Raw genomic sequence first — 18173 nt, 5'->3', positions numbered from 1 at the left:
CATGATTGAGTCTTATCTTATTGACAAAATGTTCAATAACGCACCGTTTCTGGATGAAATGGCTACCGACCAAGGTAAAATACATCCCCATTGGGAACGATTGGCCAGATATTATGAGCAGATCGGCTCTGAAAAAATGAGACAGTTTCATGAAGAAGTTGGTCGTCAACTTCGTGAAAATGGAGTTACATATAATGTCTATGGCGATCCTCATGGAATGAATAGGCCGTGGATTTTGGACCCCGTTCCCATGGTATTCAGTAGTGAAGAATGGGAAGGAATAGAAAAAGGATTACTCCAACGTACTGAGCTTTTAAATCTAATTATGAGTGATTTATATGGAGAACAAACCTTGATTAAAGAGGGGCATATTCCATTTGAGTTAATATACAATCACAGGGGTTTTTTAAGACAAGCGCACAACATAAAACTGGATGGAGATCAACAACTCATCCAATATTCCTCAGACCTAGCCCGTGGACCAAATGGTAAAATGTGGGTGCTACATGACCGAACAGATGCACCCTCTGGAGCTGGATATACCTTTGAGAACAGAGCGGCAATGACTCGAGTGTTTCCTGATCTGATCCGTGAAAATCAAGCCAGGAAAATCACTTCGTATTATCAGACCTTTAAGAATACACTGAGCAATCTTACCACAAACAATAAGGAAAATCCCAGAGTAGTCTTACTTTCTCCTGGTCCAACAAATGAGACCTTTTTTGAGCATGCCTACATCTCATCATTTATGGGATTTACACTTGCTTTCGGTGAGGATCTTACGGTCAGTGATGGCTATGTTTGGCTGAAGACGATTAAGGGCCTTGAAAAAGTTGACGTAATAATCCGGAGAGTAGATGACGTATTTTGCGATCCTTTGGAGTTTAAAAGCGATTCTCACCTTGGGGTAGTGGGGTTGATGGAAGCGGTTAGACAGCGAAAAGTACTTGTTATTAATCCGTTGGGATGCAGAGTGTTAGAGAACCCCGGTTTAATGGCTTTTCTACCAAAAATCTCCAGACATCTGACGGGCGAGGAGCTAATCTTACCTTCTGTAGCTACCTGGTGGTGCGGTCAGCCAAAGGAATTGACTTACGTCTTTGAACACATAGATACCCTTGTCATAAGAAATATCTATCGGGGGTCGCAAAAGAAATCCGTGTTTGGCGGTAATCTGTCAAAGGCTGAGTTGGAAGATTTAAAGCGCGAAATCAGACGTAGCCCTTATATGTATGTTGGGCAGGAAATGGTTGAATTTTCAACAACTCCTTCCTGGATCAATAATAAGCTCGAGGCAAGGAATGCCGTATTCAGGAGCTATGTTGTAGCAGATTCTGAAAACAAAAGTTATAAAGTAATGCCAGGTGGGTTATCCAGAAGCTCCCCAAAGCAAGGTGCATTTTTAGTATCCAATCAAACGGGTGGAATCAGCAAGGATACTTGGGTTCTCGGCAAAGGAAAAGATATTGCATCGACTCTTCCAAAGGCGATAAAAAATCAGCCTTTGGTTCGAAACGTATTGCCAAGCCGTACTGGTGAGCGTTTATTTTGGCTTGGGAGATATCTTGAGAGATCGGCATATTCAGTCAGGCTGATGCGTATGACCTTACTTTCTTATAATGAAGCTGATGAGGATATCCATATTCATGATAATCCGGTACTTAGTACGCTGCTAAAAACCCTGACGGTAATGACCGGCACTCTACCCGGTTTCAATGTTAAAAAGAACCTAAAAAATCCCGAGTCTGAGTTATTGGCTTTGGTCCATGACGTAGATAAATCAGGAAGTATTGCATATTCCATTCAGTCATTTCTAACTAATGCCTATGCTGTTAGAGATAGACTAAGTTTAGACACATGGAGGATTTTGGACAGCATATCCGAAGAACTCACCCGTATGCGGAAATCAGATACCACACTTATGCATGCTTACCAAAGTCTGGATAATATGGTTGTTAAGTTAATGGCATTTTACGGTCTTAACATAGACAACATGACTAGGGAACCAACTTGGCATTTGTTGAATATTGGACGTTTTATTGAATCTGCTGCGAATAACTGTATGATTTTAAGGGGAATGCTTAGTAAATCTTTTGACTCGGAATCCAATAAAGAGTTAATGGAGGATACCTTGCGTTGCAATGAGAGTTTGGTCACCTATCGGTACCGATACAGATCTAATCTGGAAATGCACGGCGTACTGAGCTTGTTGATTTTACATGAAGACAATCCAAGATCACTGATTTTTCAGTTACTGGAAATTGATAATCACCTAAAAACCTTGCCTCAACAAGACGAAAACGAGCTATTCAGCACAGACCGTAAAAAGCTGCTGGAAGCCATTACCAAGATCAGATTATGTGACATCCAAAGGCTATCTTCTACTAATGAGTCGACTTTGGAATATGATGAATTAACGTCTCTTCTGGATGAGATCATATGTCTCCTTCACGAGACCTCAGACTTTATCTATGAGAAGTATTTCAGTCATACTGACACGAGATATAGCATGATTCAATCCTCTGTTATTCCTGAGATATGAAATCGAGAATTATTCAAAAGACCGACAACGTGATGATTATACCTTCTGCGAGATTCTATGTGATCATTAAAAAAACAATTTTTACCGCATGAAATATAAGGTGACACATATCACAGATTACATCTATGATTTTCCGGCGAGACTTTGCCACAACTTGATGTTTCAGATCCCTCCAGACCTTCCATTCCAACATGTGGATGAATACATCTGTGAAATCAGTCCAAAGCCAAGTTTTGAAATAGAAAGAACTGATTTTTTTGGGAATAAATATCTTTATTTTTCTGTGGAGAGATCGCATAAAAATCTCTCAGTGATGTCCCGTAGTGTAGTAGAACTCAGTGTTCCGTCGTGGAGTAATGTGAAAGCAGAGGAAACTATGGAGTGGGAAAAAGTGGTAGCATTACTTCATTCTACAAAGACGAGTACGGATGTGCGTCAGTATTATCTGGAATCGAATCATGTTCAATTTGTGGATGGGATTAAGGAATATGCATTGAAATCCTTCACTCCAGAGCGTCCGATAATGGAAGCAGTATTAGACTTGAATACCCGGATATTCAAGGATTTTGCCTTTACCCCAGGATTCACAGACATCAGTACACCATTGGAGAAAGTTTTCAAGCATAGGAAAGGAGTTTGCCAGGATTTCGCACATTTTGCCTTAGCCTGTCTGAGAGCAATAGGATTGTCCGCTAGATATGTAAGTGGATATCTGGAGACTTTACCTCCTCCCGGCAAGCCAAAATTGATAGGGGCGGACGCTTCCCATGCATGGATTGCTGTATACATTCCGGAGCACGATTGGGTAGAATTCGATGCGACAAATAATCTTTTGGTTAACGATAAGCATATCCGTGTGGCAGTAGGTCGGGATTTTGCAGATATTACTCCTCTGAAAGGAATAGTCTACAGCGGAAGTGAGCAAGAGATGAAAGTGAGTGTAGACGTACGAAATTTGGAGGAGGAGGAAGTCATGATATCCAAAGAATAAAATATCAAGTACTTTTCATTAAGATAATTAGTACAGATCCAGCTATCATTATGGCAGAGCCGATGATTTTTTTGAGAATGTGTTTCTCTTGGAAAAAGCGATAACCTAAAAGTACGCTGATAATAATTGAGAGTTGGAAAATGGATAAAGCATATCCGACTTTCATGTTTTCAAAAACAAAATTAGTAGAGAGTTGCATGACGCCTATGCAAATAATCAGAAATAGAAGCTTGGTGAATGATTGAGTATCAAACTTTTTAATCTCTGTTTTGATTTCAATTTGGAATAAAAGAACTAGAACAAAAGAAAATACAGCTCCAAAAATACACCAAGAAATAAATGCTACAGCAGGGGAGGATGTAAGTATAACTTTCTTCACAAACACGGCCTCGATTGCAGTGAGGATCATTGCTCCTATACGAAATTGAATTTCCTTATTTCTCAGTAATGCCACTGTAAAACGCTCTTCAGTTGTATCCAGAACCAAATAGCTTCCATAAATAATAATTCCGATTCCTACTATTCCCCAAGCATTTGGAAGTTCTCCTAATAGTATAGCGGCGAATATTAGACCTACTATGGACTTGTAAGAATTAATAGGTCCTAAGATTGAAAGATTGCCATTTTGAAGAGCTTTAACCAACAGGCCATTTCCTAATGCGCCGAAAACACCTCCAAGAATTGAATAGAGCCAGAATTCTTTGCTAATCTCAATTCTCTTTAATAGTATCAAGCCAAACAGGCAGAGTACAGCAAGAAGTAGATATGTTAAAAAATTAACCCAAAGTGGATGAGATCCTTTTTGTGTCAGTTGCTTTTGAAAAACATTTCCCAGGGGATTAGATACTACTCTGAGACTGACAGCCAGGGAAATGATTAGGATCTCTGTCAAAAAACTATTTTATTATATGTTCTAAGTGCGGGATTAATCATCAGAAAATTAAGTGCATGAATTATCCTCCAGATTTCTTTGCTTTATATCCAGCACCAAGAAGAACCTGCAAAACCTTGTCTCTATGATCACCTTGAATGAGAATTTCCCCATCCTTTGCTGATCCTCCAACTCCACACTTACTCTTAAGCATTTTACCCAACTCTTTCAGATCGTTATCACTTCCAACAAAACCTTCAATCAAAGTTACTTTCTTTCCTGCACGCGCTTTTTTGTCCAGCATCACTTTTAAGTTTTGCTGATTGGAAGCTAATGTTTCCTGAACATCTTTTTCTCCTGTTTGAAATTCAAAATCATCACTGGTGGAGTATACTACTCCGTCTCTTTTTTTCCAGTCGTTGTTATTTCTTCCCATGGTGTTCATTATGAAACTGAAGACTTATCAGAGTCAAATTTTATTTATAAGATCTTAATATGATCCTCTTTATTTTTTCTTGGTTTTAAATGTCATTACAGGCCTTTTGGCATGATTGACAACATCTTCAGCTATACTTCCCGCCATCAGATGAATAAATCCCGTATGGCCATGCGTAGCCATTGCGATTAAATCAGCATCGATATCTTCAGCAAATTCCACAATACCAGCCTCTTCAGAAGAAGAATTGTAAATCTCAGCCACAGCATTTTCGATATTATTTTTATTGACAAAAGTCTTTATTCGCATGGAAGATTCTCTTGTCGTTTCGAAATTGCTTGGAGTGTTTACGATAACCAAATATAAATCTGCATCAAATAGCTTCTGAAGATTAACTATCTGAGATACCAACTTGTAATCGTCCTCTCTGAAATCACTTGCAAAAACAATTTTTTTGAAATTGACTGGATCTATCTTGCTTTTTACAGTCACTACAGGGCAATTCGCAGTTCGAACCACCTTCTCTGTATTGCTACCTATGAGTATTTCTTCCAAACCACTTGTGCCTTTAGAACCCATGATCACTAAGTCTGGCTCCTCATCATTTATAGCTGTGTCAATGTTTCCAAATGCATTTCCAAGAGAAATTTTGGTGTTCAGATGGAATTTACTGTCGGCATATTTAGCTTCTAGCTCCTTGAATTGCTGTTTTCGCCGATCCATAAGTTCAATAAAGAATATCTGATTGTCCATTTCAGGAACCAATTCGCCGCCTCCCATGGTGCCCAGATTGGCTGTGGAGGGAACTTCTATCACATGCAAAACTACGATGTGTGCATCTTCCAGTTTTTCGGAGATGGAAAGCGTGAAATCCAGTGCATACTGAGCCTGCTCTGAAAAATCATATGGCACAAGTACTTTAGTCATAAATACGGTTTATTGGTTTATGCCAAATTACCCCATTTTAGAAGATAAGAAAAGGACTTTTGTCAGCTTTTTCCTAAAAAAACTAAACCAGTTCCAAATAATAGCACCCAAACCAACGTACTAATGGCCATTTTTTTCAGGTTAGGATCTATGGATTCCGAATCTTTTCCTTTTTGCACAGAAATTCCAATTCTTATCATCAGTGGAAATATGGCCAGCGCCAGTAGGGAAGTCCATTCTTTGGTCATAAAGGCAAAAATGAATAAGCAATAGTTGCCGCCCAAAATCAAAAACCAATTGTAAATGACAGCTGCTTTCTTTCCAATTCTCACTGGAATTGATTTTTTACCTGCTGTAGTATCGGATTCAATATCTCGAATATTGTTGATGTTCAGTACAGCTGCGCTGAACAGCCCTAAAGCAACACCTATCCAGATTACCGAATCATCCCATGTTAAACTGTGTAGAAAATAGGTACCGTAAACTCCTAGTAAACCGAAGAAGATAAAAACCGAAATATCTCCAAATCCTGCATAGCCATAAGGATTACTTCCTGAAGTGTAAGAAATAGATGCCCAGATCGCTAAAAGACCAAGTCCTAGGAATATTCCAAAGAGCATCCAGTCTTGAACTGCTAGATAGAGAAGCGCTAATCCAGCGAGGAGAGCCAAGGTTCCAAATAAATACATTCCCTTTTTCATCTCCTCAAGGGTAATCAATCCCGATTGCACAGCTCTGATGGGGCCCTGTCGATCTTGGTGGTCAGCACCATGAATGGTGTCACCATAGTCGTTGGAGAGATTGGAAAGAATCTGTAAGAAAATGGTAGTAAGCGAGGCTAAGAGCAGTATTTCCCAGCGGAAAACTTCCTTATATGCTGCTAAAAAAGAACCTGCAAATATGCTGGCTAGCGCTAGTGGTAATGTACGAAGCCTGACTGCATGCAGCCAGGCTTCTTTTTTTGTTTGAATAGCTTGTTTCACTCAGTCGGAAAGGTTCTGATTAGGCGTTGATTAAATCAATAATCTCCTGATCCAATGGATCTACTTTGAATGGGAAGTATTTGATCAATTCACCTTTTTCGTCAATCATGTATTTACAGAAGTTCCAGCTAGGTTCTTCGTTATTCCATCCATTCATTGCGGCATCTGTTAACCATCTGTAGATCGGATGCTTGTCAAATCCTTTCACAGATACTTTCTCAAACATTGGAAATGTCACACCATAGTTTTCAGAGCAAAACGATTTAATTTCTTCACTTGTTCCAGGTTCCTGACCACCAAAATTATTTGCGGGGAAACCCAAAATGACCAGTTTATCGCTGTTTTCGGAGTACAGCTTTTGCAAAGCTTCATACTGAGGGGTGTAGCCGCATTTGGATGCAACGTTTACTACCATGATTTTTTTGCCTTTGAAAGAATTGAAGTCGACTTCTTTTCCGTCAAGGTCTTTCATAGAGAATTCGTAAAATGATTTTGTCTTCTCAGAATTCGAAGATATGGGATTTGCCTTGGAGTCATGAGTTCTACTGATAGAATAAGCACTTACTAGCAATAGAAGGCATCCTAAAAATATTAGATTTTTCATGTGGATATAATTTAATTTTTTTTTCACTCAGAATATTTGGGGCAATCTATTAAATCACACAAGCTCCAACGTCAAATAAGTTTAAAACTAGGAGCATGCTTGATTTCATAATTACATTCGTTCAGGTACGGCAATTCCAAGCAGTTGCATTCCTTTTTTAAGTGTTTTGGCAGTGTGAGCCGAAAGCGCTACTCGGAAAGCAAGAATTGTTGGGTCACATTCCAGAAATATAGGAAGATCTGCATAGAATCTATTGTATTCCTTGGCTAAATCGAAAAGGTATTGTGCCAAAATAGCAGGGGAATAATCAGCTCCAGCTTGAGAAATCTTTTTTTCAAAATCATTGAGAAGATAAATCAAACTTGATTCTGACTCTTCAACTTTGGTAAGTTTTGAGAAATCAGCTTGCTTGTAATCTACTCCGATTTGAACGGCTTTTCTCAAAATAGATGCAATACGTGCGTGTGAATACTGAATAAATGGCCCAGTATTTCCTTGGAATTCTATGGACTCCTGTGGGTTGAAAAGCATGCGCTTCTTCGGGTCAACTTTCAGAAGGAAATATTTCAAAGCACCCATTCCAAGTGTTTCATAGAGTTCAGCTGCCTGCTCCTTATTGAAACCATCGATTTTACCCAACTCTTTGGTATGCTGCTCAGCAGTGTCAACCATCTCTTGCATCAGGTCATCGGCATCAACTACGGTACCTTCCCGTGACTTCATTTTTCCTGTCGGTAGATCAACCATACCATAAGACAAATGGTACAAACCTTCGCCATAAGGACGACCAAGTTTTCGCATGATCTTAAACAAGACATCGAAGTGGTAATCTTGTTCATTACCAACTACATATACGGATTTACTTATTCCGAAATCATCATACTTAAGATCAGCTGTTCCCATATCCTGCGTGATGTAAACAGAAGTGCCATCTCCTCGAAGTACCAGCTTTTCGTCCAGTCCTTCATCTGTCAAATCCACCCAAACAGAGCCATTTTCTTTCTTAAAAAATACTCCTTTATCCAATCCTTCAGTTACGATATCCTTACCTAATAAATAGGTGTCAGACTCGTAGTAATACTTGTCGAAACTCACTCCCATGCGCTGGTAAGTCTTTTCGAAACCGGCGTAAACCCAAGTATTCATTTGCTTCCAAAGAGAAACAACTTCCTCATCATTTGCTTCCCATTTGCGAAGCATTTCCTGAGCTTCCAGGAAGAGATGAGCGTTCTTTTTGGCATCATCTTCGGATTGTCCTTGTGCCTTCAGTTCAGCTATTTGCTCCTTATATTTTTCATCAAAAATCACATAATACTTACCTGCTAAGTGATCGCCCTTCAATCCTGAAGACTCAGGAGTTTCGGCATTGCCGAAATGCTGATAAGCCACCATTGATTTACAAATGTGGATTCCGCGATCATTTACAAGGTTGGCTTTGATGACTTCATAGCCATTTGCTTCCAGGATATTTGCTACTGAGAAACCCAAGAAGTTATTTCTCAAGTGACCAAGGTGAAGTGGTTTGTTGGTGTTTGGAGAAGAATATTCTACCATTACTTTTTGACCATTTGCAGGAAGTTGGCCTACATTTTCGTTGGCAATAAGTTTTTGGAATACGTCCACCCAAATCATGTTGTTCAATTCGAGATTCAGAAATCCTTTAACCACATTGAAACCGGCAACTTCAGCTACATTTTCCTTTAGGTATTCTCCTATCAGATTTGCCGTAGCTTCAGGAGTTGCTTTCGAAACTTTCAGGTAAGGAAAAACCACAAAGGTGTAAGTTCCTTCAAATTCCTTTCGCGTAGGAGCGAGGCTGATCTGGTCCAACGGAAGGTCGTGGTTGAATATATTCTGAAAGGCAAGCTGAATGCCGTTATGTATTGATTCTTGTATGTTCATATTTTTTTAACCGCAGAGCACGCAAAGATTTCGCAGAGGGCGCAATTGATTCATGTTATGTTATTGGATTATATTTTGGGTTTTGTATTAGCAACCCTTTGAATTCCATATTTAAGTTGGGAAACATTAAAATTAATAAGCAAACCCAATTTGAATTTCCCGATTTTTACGTAGTTAAGAGTTTGGGCAAAATGAACGTCGTTAAGTATTTCGACTGATTTTAATTCCAAAACTAATTTTTTTTCCACTAAAATATCAATTGTGTAGCCAACATCTAACTTAATATCATCAACTAACAAAGGCATTTTTTTCTCTACTTCTACAAAAATACCAGCTTTCTGGAGTTTATAGGCCAAAACTTGCTTATATGCATTCTCTAAAAGTCCAGGCCCTAATTGACGATGGACATCTATAGCTATACCAATAACTCTTGTGGCAAGTTCATTTTCAAGTATGAGATCTTCGTCAATCATAATTGTTTTTTCTCAGTGTCTCTGCGTAAAACTCCGCGCACTCCGCGGTTTATAAAATTAAAAATTATCCACCAAAGACTTAACAGTTGCCTCTAGAACTTCAAAGGCGTTTTCAGCCATCACATTTTCAGAGTCAAGCGTAGGATTCACCTCGACAATTTCCCAACAGCAGACCCGCTTATCTTGGATAAGTTTGACGTTTAATTCTATTGCTTCCTGCACAGTTAATCCATCAGGAACGGGAGTTCCAGTACCAACAGAAATAGAACTGTCCAAGCTATCCACATCGAATGAAATATAGATTTGATCACAATCTTTCAATGTTTCCAGAGCTTCAGATGAGATTTGATCAATTCCCTTGGAGCGAACTTCTTTGGTGCTGAAGTTTTTAATTCCATAATTTTTGATTAGGTGATCTTCCGGAGCTTCCGTATCTCGAACCGTGATAAAGACAATATCCCTAGGATCAATTTTAGGAGATTCACCACCTATGGTTTTTATCCGTTTCCAGATTGCCAAAGTCTCTTCTGAGGGTTCATTAACCTGACAATCCATGTTGTCCAATTGGGAAACCATTGCCAACGGCATGCCGTGCATATTTCCGGAAGGCGTTGTAAATGGGGTGTGCAAATCAGCGTGTGCGTCAATCCAAATTACGCCTAGACGCTTTTCAGGGTCAGCTGCTTTAATTCCCATGATTGTGCCAGCTGCCGTGCTATGATCTCCTGCCAAAACGATGGGAAACTTCTTTTCCATTCTCAAAGACTCGATAGTGGAATAGACATTTTTTAGCACTTGATAAACGCCATCGATGTATTTAGCATGGGGGAAATTATTTCCTTTCCAGAGATAGTTATTAGCATCGGGAACGTTGATTGGATCAAACTGAGTGAAGAAATCAGACTTTTTATCTAAGCTGGCAATCTTCAAAGCATCGATTCCCATACTCGCTCCCCGGGTTCCCGCAGCAATCTCAGACCGTACTTCTACTAATTTTATATCACGCATTCGAAGAATAATTTAAAGTTATATTGGGTTGCTTGAAGCGTGGCAAAAGTAGCTAAAAATGCCTTTAAATGATCAATTTTCAAGTACCAAAAGACAATTGAGAAAAGACAGAGTTCACTTTTCAATAATTCAAAGGCGAGGATTTATTATTATGAAGTTTTTCCCGCAAATGATCGAAGACAATTTTCGCTAACTTCTTCAGATATGATTGTCGATTAAATTCAAATATCTTATCAATTAAATCCGCTGTATTCTTCTTCGTCAATCTGCGCGAAATCAACACTAATTATAAGATTTTATCTCAAAATCAATAGTTTTGATGTATGTCGATTTCATCTAAACTTCCTGAAGTAGGAACTACCATTTTTACCGTGATGTCAAAGCTCGCAAGTGATTGTGGAGCGATTAATCTATCGCAGGGTTATCCAGGTTTTGAATGTGATCCCGAATTACTCGATTTGGTAAATAAGTACATGAAGGCCGGATTTAATCAGTATGCGCCAATGAGTGGTATCCGGGTTTTTCGTGAGCGAATTGCTGAAAAAACTAAGTTGGTATATGATGTTGAATTGAATTCAGAAACTGAAGTAACGGTGGCTTCCGGAGCTACCGAGGCGCTATATGCTGCAGTAACTGCTGTCGTAAAGCTCGGAGATGAGGTCATTCTTTTTGATCCTGCTTATGATTCCTATGCACCTTCGGTGAAATTAAATGGGGGAATACCAGTCTATGTCCCGCTTGAAATGCCTCATTTCTCGGTGGATTGGGAAAAGGTGAAATCAGCAATCACCGATAAGACAAGATTAATCATGGTGAATACACCGCATAATCCAAGTGGCTATGTGTGGACTCAAGAGGATCTAAATACGCTTGCTGAATTGATTGAGGACAGAGATATTTTTGTAGTAAGTGATGAAGTTTATGAGCACATCACCTTCGATGGTCGGAAACATCTTTCGCTTTTGACTCAGCCTCTATTGAGAGAAAGGACCTTTGTGTGTGGGTCTTTTGGAAAGACTTTTCATGTTACTGGTTGGAAAATTGGCTATTGCCTTGCGCCTCCGCAACTTACGGAGGAGTTTAGAAAGGTTCACCAGTTTTTGACCTTTAGTACTGCGACGCCTTTACAGTATGCCTTAGCAGATTATATGTCTAAACCTTCACGCTATTTTTCACTTCCAGACTTTTACCAGCAAAAGAGAGATATATTCTGTGAAGGGCTTAAAAAAACTCTTTTTGTATTCACTCCAGCTCAAGGAAGTTTCTTCCAAATGGTATCCTATGGGCATCTTTCCCAAGAATCTGATTATGACTTAGCGGTTAGACTTACCAAAGAAATTGGGGTAGCAAGCATTCCTATCTCAGTCTTTTTCTCTGACAAAAAAGATCATAAAATTCTGCGATTTTGCTTCGCAAAGGAGGAGTCAGATTTGAATGCCGCACTGGATAAATTAAAAGGAATAAGGTTCTAGTGTTGAAAAAATAGGTATTTAACATTAAGCTGTTGTTAAATATGTTTATAACCCTATAAAAATTATAGGGAATGTGGGATAATAAAAATAACTCTTCTATCTTTGATGCGTTGTTACATTCTAAAAGACACAAAAATGAGCGCATTACCACAGACAAGTCCTTCACCATCACATCAAGTGATCAGTTTAGCCAATGGCTTCTCTAAAATTTCTGTTAATCAGCAGGAAATCGTTAAGATTTTCAATCAAAAATCAGGAATGGTAATGCAGGGAATGTGCAAGTTTGAAGAGAAATTTGAAAATCTATATCCGCTATTTAGAGGTTTGAGTGAAGCAGGAAAGCCTAAAAGCTTGAATTTGAGGTTTTCTTCAGTGGAGAAAGCAGTATACTTTTACTATCCCGAAGTCAATCAAACTGAAGTAACCCAGTTTTTTTCAGAATTGGTTCTGGTCCTTCAAAAGGAAGTGAAGTTTAAGAAGATTTTAAAAGAGGTAATTATCAATAGAAACCGTTTTAGATCTGAGCAATTTCTGCTTCACAATGCTATGATGGCTTGAGAGAGAAATTAACAAATCATTACTATTAACTAATATTGGGACAGTCTTAAGGGATTTGTCCCTTTTTCATTTGAATTCCCCCAATAAAAGGTAATTTTTGCAGGGCTTTAACACCAATTATTTTTGCTGATGAATACGTACAAAGATCTGATTGAACAGACATTTGATTTTCCTACAAAGGAATTTAAAGTGGAAAACAATGAACTGCATTTCAATGGAGTGAATATGATGGAGATCATTAAAACCTATGGAACTCCGCTTAAGCTTTCCTATTTGCCGAAAATCTCCGAAAGTATTCAGAATGCGAAAACGTATTTTAAGAATGCGATGGAGCAGCATGACTATAAAGGAAAATACACTTACTGCTATTGTACCAAGTCATCCCATTTTAGTTTTGTGCTGAATGAAGCACTGAAAAATGATATTCATATCGAGACTTCCTCGACTTTCGATATCCCTTTGGTGAGAAGTCTCTATGCTCAAGGTAAAATCACTAAGAATACGTTTATCGTTTGTAATGGCTTTAAGCGTGAGCTTTACAAGCAATACATTACTGAGTTATTGAATGACGGTTTTGTAAACTGTGTGCCGATTTTGGATAATTTGACTGAGATCGACTATTACTTAGAGCATGTAAAAGTGCCTTTCCAAGTTGGGATCAGAATTGCTGCAGATGAGGAACCAAAATTCGGTTTTTACACCTCTAGACTTGGTGTGAGATACAATGACATCATCAAGCTTTACGAAGATAAAATCAAGGATAATCCGAATGTAAGCCTGAAAATGCTTCACTTCTTTATCAATTCAGGAATCAGAGATACGGCGTATTACTGGTCAGAATTGACACGTTTTATCCAGAAATATGTGGACCTGAAAAAAATAGCACCATCATTGGACACGATGGATATTGGTGGCGGATGGCCGATCAAGACCAATGTTTTTTTCGATTATGATTACCAGTATATGGCGGAGCAAATCGTGAAAAATATCAAGTGGATGTGCGGTAAAAACAATGCCGAGGAGCCAAATATTTTTACAGAATTTGGTAGTTACACAGTAGGAGAGAGCGGTGCTGTACTTTATTCTGTTTTGGAAGAAAAGCTGCAAAACGATAAGGAGCTTTGGTATATGATCGATGGGTCATTTATCACCCAACTACCAGATAGCTGGGGACTTAATCAGAAATATATCATGCTCGCTGTGAATAACTGGGACGCTGAATATCACAACATCAACCTTGGTGGTTTGACCTGCGATAGCATGGATTATTACAATTCAGAGGCTCACCAATACAATATTTACCTACCAAAACCAGAGGAGAAAGTGCAGTATTTAGGGTTTTTCCACACAGGAGCTTACCAGGAATCTTTAGGTGGATATGGAGGAATTCAACATTGCTTGATTCCGGCCCCTAAGCATGTGCTGATAGATAGGGACGAAAATGGAAATGTCACACACCGACTTTTCGCTGATGACCAGACAGAAGAAAGCATGTTAAAGACTTTAGGCTACTAAAATTGGAAACCGCTCCCGAAATGGAGCGGTTTTTTGTTATGTGATAGGGAAACAAAATTGAACTTAATAGCTGCTAATAACTTTTGCGTCTGTCAGCACCTTTCTCACCAATCGCTAGTGGGATTTTAAATTGCGAAATACAAGTTTGAGAATTAACTAAGAGCTGACTGATAAGATGATCAAAAACTTGATTAACTATGATATTAATTTTTAGATCATTTTTTTTTGACTAATAAATAAAATAATCCCACCATTTTTTTGATCTATGTATCAGGTATTTTGGTGTGTATCCTTAATTATCAATGCTTTAGTAAAGCTGTGTTAAATTAGCAGTCAACCAGCATTATTAAACCAACGTGAAAAGAAATTACCTATTTACCTTCGGTAAGATTGCTACGCTATTTCTGTACTTATTTCTTGGTTATTACCCATCAATCCAAGCTTCCTCAGTTCAGTTTCAAAATAAAGAAATTTCAAATGCATCGACTCCCAATCTAGTTGGTGATTCTGAAATATGCATGGTGTTGGGCAATACCATCGGCATTTACAGTGCAGGTGGTGATCCAGAAGATGTGTATGAATGGAGAATAGTAAAATCTACAGGGGAAGAGTTATATAAAAGAAGCGGTGGTGAGCAATTTGAGACGATAAAATTTGCTTTCTCCGAGATTGGAGAATATACTGTTTTCCTTAAAATACGTCGTGGAACAAATTCTGATTTTTACCAGGAGCAAATGAGCGTCAGAGTTCAAAATGGTCCTAAGCTTTCTCTTCTTCCAGATTACTTACTTTGTGGAGACAACCCTGTATCGCTTACCGCATTAGATCCTAATACACTTAATATTGAAAATTATACCATTACCTGGATGGATGCTAACAGAAAGGTGTTGGGAAGTGGTAATACCTTTACTGCTACTAAAGCGGGCTATTATTTAGTCGATTTATATCTTCAAAATCCGGGAGGCAGTCAAACATGTACTGTGAACGGATCTACCTATGTTGGTCCGGCAATAGATTTTCAAATTACAAAGTCAGCAACTAAAGTATGCGAAGGGGGAAGTATAAATATATCTACTGATGTCCCCTTAACTGGCGAGTATTATATCCGGAAACTGCCCAATGGTGAAAAGGTGAAACTAGGAACTGCATTTGGCATCAATATATCCTCATCGGAATTGTCTGGGACCGGATTTTATGAAGTGAGTGTGAGAATCCCAAGTTTTGATTATCCCGATTGTCCGTCTGAAAGAAAAATAGAGTTTGAAATAGTCCAAGCTCCTGAAATCGAGATAGAGATACTGGAGCAACCGGATGCATGCTATATTAAAAATGGAGTTTTTCAAGTGAAAGCAAGTTCGGATTTGGAGTCTCTGTCAATAGCTGAACTCGATTTTTCCAAAACTAACATCACCAAAGGGCAGATTTTCACTTTTAATGATCTTAAAGCAAAAACATATCTTGTCAAATATTTAGCAAATGGCTGCACTTCAACTGAGCTTATTCAGCTAAAGTCTGAAAATCTCTCTGGTACCTCAACTCCTTACAAACCAAACTGGACTATCAGCAAAGAGAATGAGATATGTACAGTAAATGGAGTAAATCCAGGTTATGTTAATGTGGATTTTGGAGAGTCAATTGAAAATGGTGAATACCGCATACTCTCATCGACTAATGGAACGGTGAAATCAGGAGCTATTCCTGTAAGTGGAAAATTTGAGGTAGAATTAAATTCCGGAGATTATCTTCTCGAAGTGATTATTGAAGGATGCACTTTTCCAACCGAGAAAATTTCTATTCTCAATAACCCACAGGTAGATTTCAGCATTCCATCAGCAATCACAATTTGCGAATCATTCTATCTTGCTCCTGCTTCGGAAGAAGAGCTGCTCTTCACATTGACTCATCCTGGAGGAAAGGTAGAGTCAGTAAAGAGCGGAGAAGGGTTCAACTTAACTGAGGGTGGAAATTATTCTCTTTTGGCAAAGCCAATAGATCCCAATTCACTATTGTGTGCAAAAAAAATAAACTTTCAGGCGACTTTGCTTTCACCATTTACTTATAGGCCTGTTTTTATAGAAGATAAATGCTTCGACCCAATCAGATACGGAATAGAATTGGAAGGTATAAATCTTAATAAAGTTAATATAAGGTGGCTGAATTCTGATGGGACTATTGTTGGCAGAAGTAGGCAATTTTATCCTCCCTCAATTGGAAAGTTTTCGTTGATTGTTTCACCCACAGGAAGTGGATTTTGTCCTGCGGAGCCAGTGGAATTTGAGGTAATAGCACCTATCAATTCTGTCCCAATGGATTTGGGAACAGGTCAATCATGCACCGACCTGGAGGCAGTTACTATTTCTTTGTCTACTGATCTAGATGAAGTGCTATCTACAGAATGGATTTATTATGATCAAGCAAACAATCGCGAGGAAAAGGTAGAGTTTGATGATCTTTTCGAAGTTCAGGTTAAATCTAGCGGAACCTATGAAGTGGTTGGCTATAATAAGCGGGGATGTGAGATTGGAAGAAATGTAATTTCTGTTGAAGTCACCCCACAATACACCCTTCTGGATTTAGAGGATAAGTATCCCGTATGTACTATGAAAAATAGTATAAGCCCTATAGACCCGGGAGAGTTTGAATTGTATCAATGGTATTTAGAAGATCAATTGGTATCTATGGATCGACTTTATAAGCCAGATCAAATTGGCAATTATCGATTAATAGTGACTACAAAAGAGGGATGTGAATTTGAAGATAGTTTCACAACATATGTAGTATGTGATTATCAGGTAGTCTATCCAAATGCAATGATTTTAGGTAATCCTAACAAGGATTTTAGAGTTCTGATGAGTGAGGGGATTAGTAAAGCAGAGCTGTTTATATTAAATCGTCAAGGAGAACTAATTTACCATAATCTTGCCACCGACATTCCGGTGGAAACTCCAATATTATCGTGGGATGGTAAATCTAATGGAAAATACGTTCCTACCGGTAGCTATTTGGTTGTGATTATGCTCAGAAATTCCGTCTACGGGACAGAGGAAAAGCAAACTCGGACATTACAGGTACTATAAGAATTACATAAATACAGGCATGTCTATCTTCCCATTCTAAATTAAAGAAAGAAAATGTTCAATGTTTATTCTTGTCGCTTAGGTCTAACTCATGTAAATTTATTTTTCGAATAAAAGTTTGGCTACACCGATCAATTTATAACCCAGATCAAAATGACAACTTTAAATACATACTTAACCTTTGAAGGCAACTGTGAAAATGCTTTCAGCTTTTATCGCTCTGTTTTCGGAGGAGAATTCGCTCATGTTGGAAGATTTTCTGATATGCCTGCTGATCCGACCTATCCGGTTGGAGATGAGTTTCGAAACCAAATTATGCACATAAGTTTACCGATTAGCAAAGATTGTGTTTTAATGGGATCGGATACAGGTGGACATGGCGGACCCATTACCGTAGGAAACAATTTTTCAATTTCTATAAATACAGACTCTAAGGAAAAAGCTGATAGCTTTTTTGAACAGCTTTCTGCTGGTGGAAAGGTAACAATGGCTATGGATACTACATTCTGGGGAGATTATTTTGGGATGCTCACAGATCGATTTGGCATCAATTGGATGATCTCTTTTGCTGAAGCTGCGCCTCAGGGTTGATCAAACTTTCGAGATTTAATTCAATCCAGTTTGGCATAAAACAAGCCTTCAGACTTTAACCAAGGTCCACCCTTTGTGTTACACGATTAGTTTGGTTAGGATTCCATCTATGTCCTGCTTTTCCTCAAGCAGGACAATTGCGAGCTGATTACAACCTTCTCTTTTACTATGAATGAATTTGTGAAAAACGTTGGATTGCTAATTTTCAACCAGCAATTCCTAA

15 protein-coding genes are annotated in these 18173 nt (G+C 38.6%); 7 read left to right on the top strand and 8 right to left on the bottom strand.

The features are described 5' to 3' along the window. The first annotated feature begins 1 nt into the window (after position 1). Together AACZ73_RS16840 and AACZ73_RS16835 are read left to right on the top strand one after the other, a co-directional pair. On the top strand, positions 2-2542 hold the full coding sequence (locus AACZ73_RS16840; protein ID WP_339879645.1) for a circularly permuted type 2 ATP-grasp protein: 2541 nt from the start codon (positions 2-4) through the stop codon (positions 2540-2542). Positions 2543-2630: 88 nt separating this feature from the next. Beyond that, positions 2631-3533: a transglutaminase family protein gene (locus tag AACZ73_RS16835; RefSeq protein WP_339879643.1), complete on the top strand. Its 903-nt coding sequence runs from the start codon at positions 2631-2633 to the stop codon at positions 3531-3533. A gap of 4 nt (positions 3534-3537) precedes the next feature. Here AACZ73_RS16835 and AACZ73_RS16830 read toward each other — a convergent pair whose 3' ends face one another. The 8 genes from AACZ73_RS16830 to rocF form a co-directional block, all read right to left on the bottom strand. Further along, entirely contained in the window at positions 3538-4425 is an 888-nt protein-coding gene (locus AACZ73_RS16830; RefSeq protein ID WP_339879642.1) for a DMT family transporter, read from the bottom strand. Positions 4426-4486: 61 nt separating this feature from the next. Beyond that, positions 4487-4840: a translation initiation factor gene (locus AACZ73_RS16825; protein WP_339879641.1), complete on the bottom strand. Its 354-nt coding sequence runs from the start codon at positions 4838-4840 to the stop codon at positions 4487-4489. A gap of 69 nt (positions 4841-4909) precedes the next feature. After that, positions 4910-5767 (bottom strand): universal stress protein, encoded by an 858-nt coding sequence (locus AACZ73_RS16820; RefSeq protein WP_339879640.1) that lies wholly within the window; start codon positions 5765-5767, stop codon positions 4910-4912. 62 nt (positions 5768-5829) lie between these two features. Beyond that, positions 5830-6750, bottom strand: a complete 921-nt coding sequence (locus AACZ73_RS16815) for a 1,4-dihydroxy-2-naphthoate polyprenyltransferase (RefSeq protein ID WP_339879638.1) — start codon at positions 6748-6750, stop codon at positions 5830-5832. A gap of 19 nt (positions 6751-6769) precedes the next feature. Next, on the bottom strand, positions 6770-7354 hold the full coding sequence (locus tag AACZ73_RS16810; protein ID WP_339879636.1) for a glutathione peroxidase: 585 nt from the start codon (positions 7352-7354) through the stop codon (positions 6770-6772). A gap of 111 nt (positions 7355-7465) precedes the next feature. Continuing rightward, the gene (gene argS / locus AACZ73_RS16805; protein WP_339879634.1) at positions 7466-9256 is read right to left on the bottom strand and encodes an arginine--tRNA ligase; all 1791 of its coding nucleotides are present in this window, start codon (positions 9254-9256) and stop codon (positions 7466-7468) included. Between the two features lie 68 nt (positions 9257-9324). Then, positions 9325-9729 carry a GxxExxY protein gene (locus tag AACZ73_RS16800; protein WP_339879632.1) on the bottom strand — a complete coding sequence of 135 codons (405 nt, stop codon included), beginning with the start codon at positions 9727-9729 and terminating at the stop codon, positions 9325-9327. A 57-nt stretch (positions 9730-9786) separates the two neighbouring features. Next, a complete protein-coding gene (gene rocF / locus AACZ73_RS16795; RefSeq protein ID WP_339879630.1) occupies positions 9787-10737 on the bottom strand; it encodes an arginase in 951 nt (316 codons plus the stop codon). Positions 10738-11060: 323 nt separating this feature from the next. Between rocF and AACZ73_RS16790 the strand changes: the two genes are divergently transcribed. The 5 genes from AACZ73_RS16790 (at position 11061) to AACZ73_RS16770 (ending at position 17950) form a co-directional block, all read left to right on the top strand. Continuing rightward, entirely contained in the window at positions 11061-12209 is a 1149-nt protein-coding gene (locus AACZ73_RS16790; protein WP_339879628.1) for a methionine aminotransferase, read from the top strand. A 135-nt stretch (positions 12210-12344) separates the two neighbouring features. Beyond that, positions 12345-12767, top strand: coding sequence for a hypothetical protein (locus AACZ73_RS16785; RefSeq protein WP_339879627.1), 423 nt, complete (start codon positions 12345-12347; stop codon positions 12765-12767). A 129-nt stretch (positions 12768-12896) separates the two neighbouring features. Beyond that, on the top strand, positions 12897-14282 hold the full coding sequence (locus AACZ73_RS16780; protein WP_339879625.1) for an arginine decarboxylase: 1386 nt from the start codon (positions 12897-12899) through the stop codon (positions 14280-14282). Positions 14283-14638: 356 nt separating this feature from the next. Further along, a complete protein-coding gene (locus AACZ73_RS16775; RefSeq protein ID WP_339879624.1) occupies positions 14639-17359 on the top strand; it encodes a hypothetical protein in 2721 nt (906 codons plus the stop codon). A gap of 153 nt (positions 17360-17512) precedes the next feature. Next, complete coding sequence (locus tag AACZ73_RS16770) at positions 17513-17950, top strand: VOC family protein (protein WP_339879622.1); 438 nt, start codon at positions 17513-17515, stop codon at positions 17948-17950. Positions 17951-18173 lie beyond the last annotated feature (223 nt).

The organism is uncultured Algoriphagus sp. (assembly GCF_963974835.1).
Classification (GTDB): Bacteria; Bacteroidota; Bacteroidia; order Cytophagales; family Cyclobacteriaceae; genus Algoriphagus.
This window is presented reverse-complemented; position numbering and strand designations above follow the sequence as displayed.

Excerpts from the sequence above, each read along its gene's own strand:
- AACZ73_RS16810 (WP_339879636.1), bottom strand. The coding sequence starts at position 7,354 with ATGAAAAATCTAATATTTTTAGGATGCCTTCTATTGCTAGTAAGTGCT.
- AACZ73_RS16840 (WP_339879645.1), top strand. The coding sequence starts at position 2 with ATGATTGAGTCTTATCTTATTGACAAAATGTTCAATAACGCACCGTTT.
- AACZ73_RS16780 (WP_339879625.1), top strand. The coding sequence starts at position 12,897 with ATGAATACGTACAAAGATCTGATTGAACAGACATTTGATTTTCCTACA.
- AACZ73_RS16790 (WP_339879628.1), top strand. The coding sequence starts at position 11,061 with ATGTCGATTTCATCTAAACTTCCTGAAGTAGGAACTACCATTTTTACC.
- AACZ73_RS16835 (WP_339879643.1), top strand. The coding sequence starts at position 2,631 with ATGAAATATAAGGTGACACATATCACAGATTACATCTATGATTTTCCG.
- AACZ73_RS16785 (WP_339879627.1), top strand. The coding sequence starts at position 12,345 with ATGAGCGCATTACCACAGACAAGTCCTTCACCATCACATCAAGTGATC.
- argS (WP_339879634.1), bottom strand. The coding sequence starts at position 9,256 with ATGAACATACAAGAATCAATACATAACGGCATTCAGCTTGCCTTTCAG.
- AACZ73_RS16820 (WP_339879640.1), bottom strand. The coding sequence starts at position 5,767 with ATGACTAAAGTACTTGTGCCATATGATTTTTCAGAGCAGGCTCAGTAT.
- AACZ73_RS16770 (WP_339879622.1), top strand. The coding sequence starts at position 17,513 with ATGACAACTTTAAATACATACTTAACCTTTGAAGGCAACTGTGAAAAT.
- AACZ73_RS16825 (WP_339879641.1), bottom strand. The coding sequence starts at position 4,840 with ATGGGAAGAAATAACAACGACTGGAAAAAAAGAGACGGAGTAGTATAC.
- rocF (WP_339879630.1), bottom strand. The coding sequence starts at position 10,737 with ATGCGTGATATAAAATTAGTAGAAGTACGGTCTGAGATTGCTGCGGGA.
- AACZ73_RS16800 (WP_339879632.1), bottom strand. The coding sequence starts at position 9,729 with ATGATTGACGAAGATCTCATACTTGAAAATGAACTTGCCACAAGAGTT.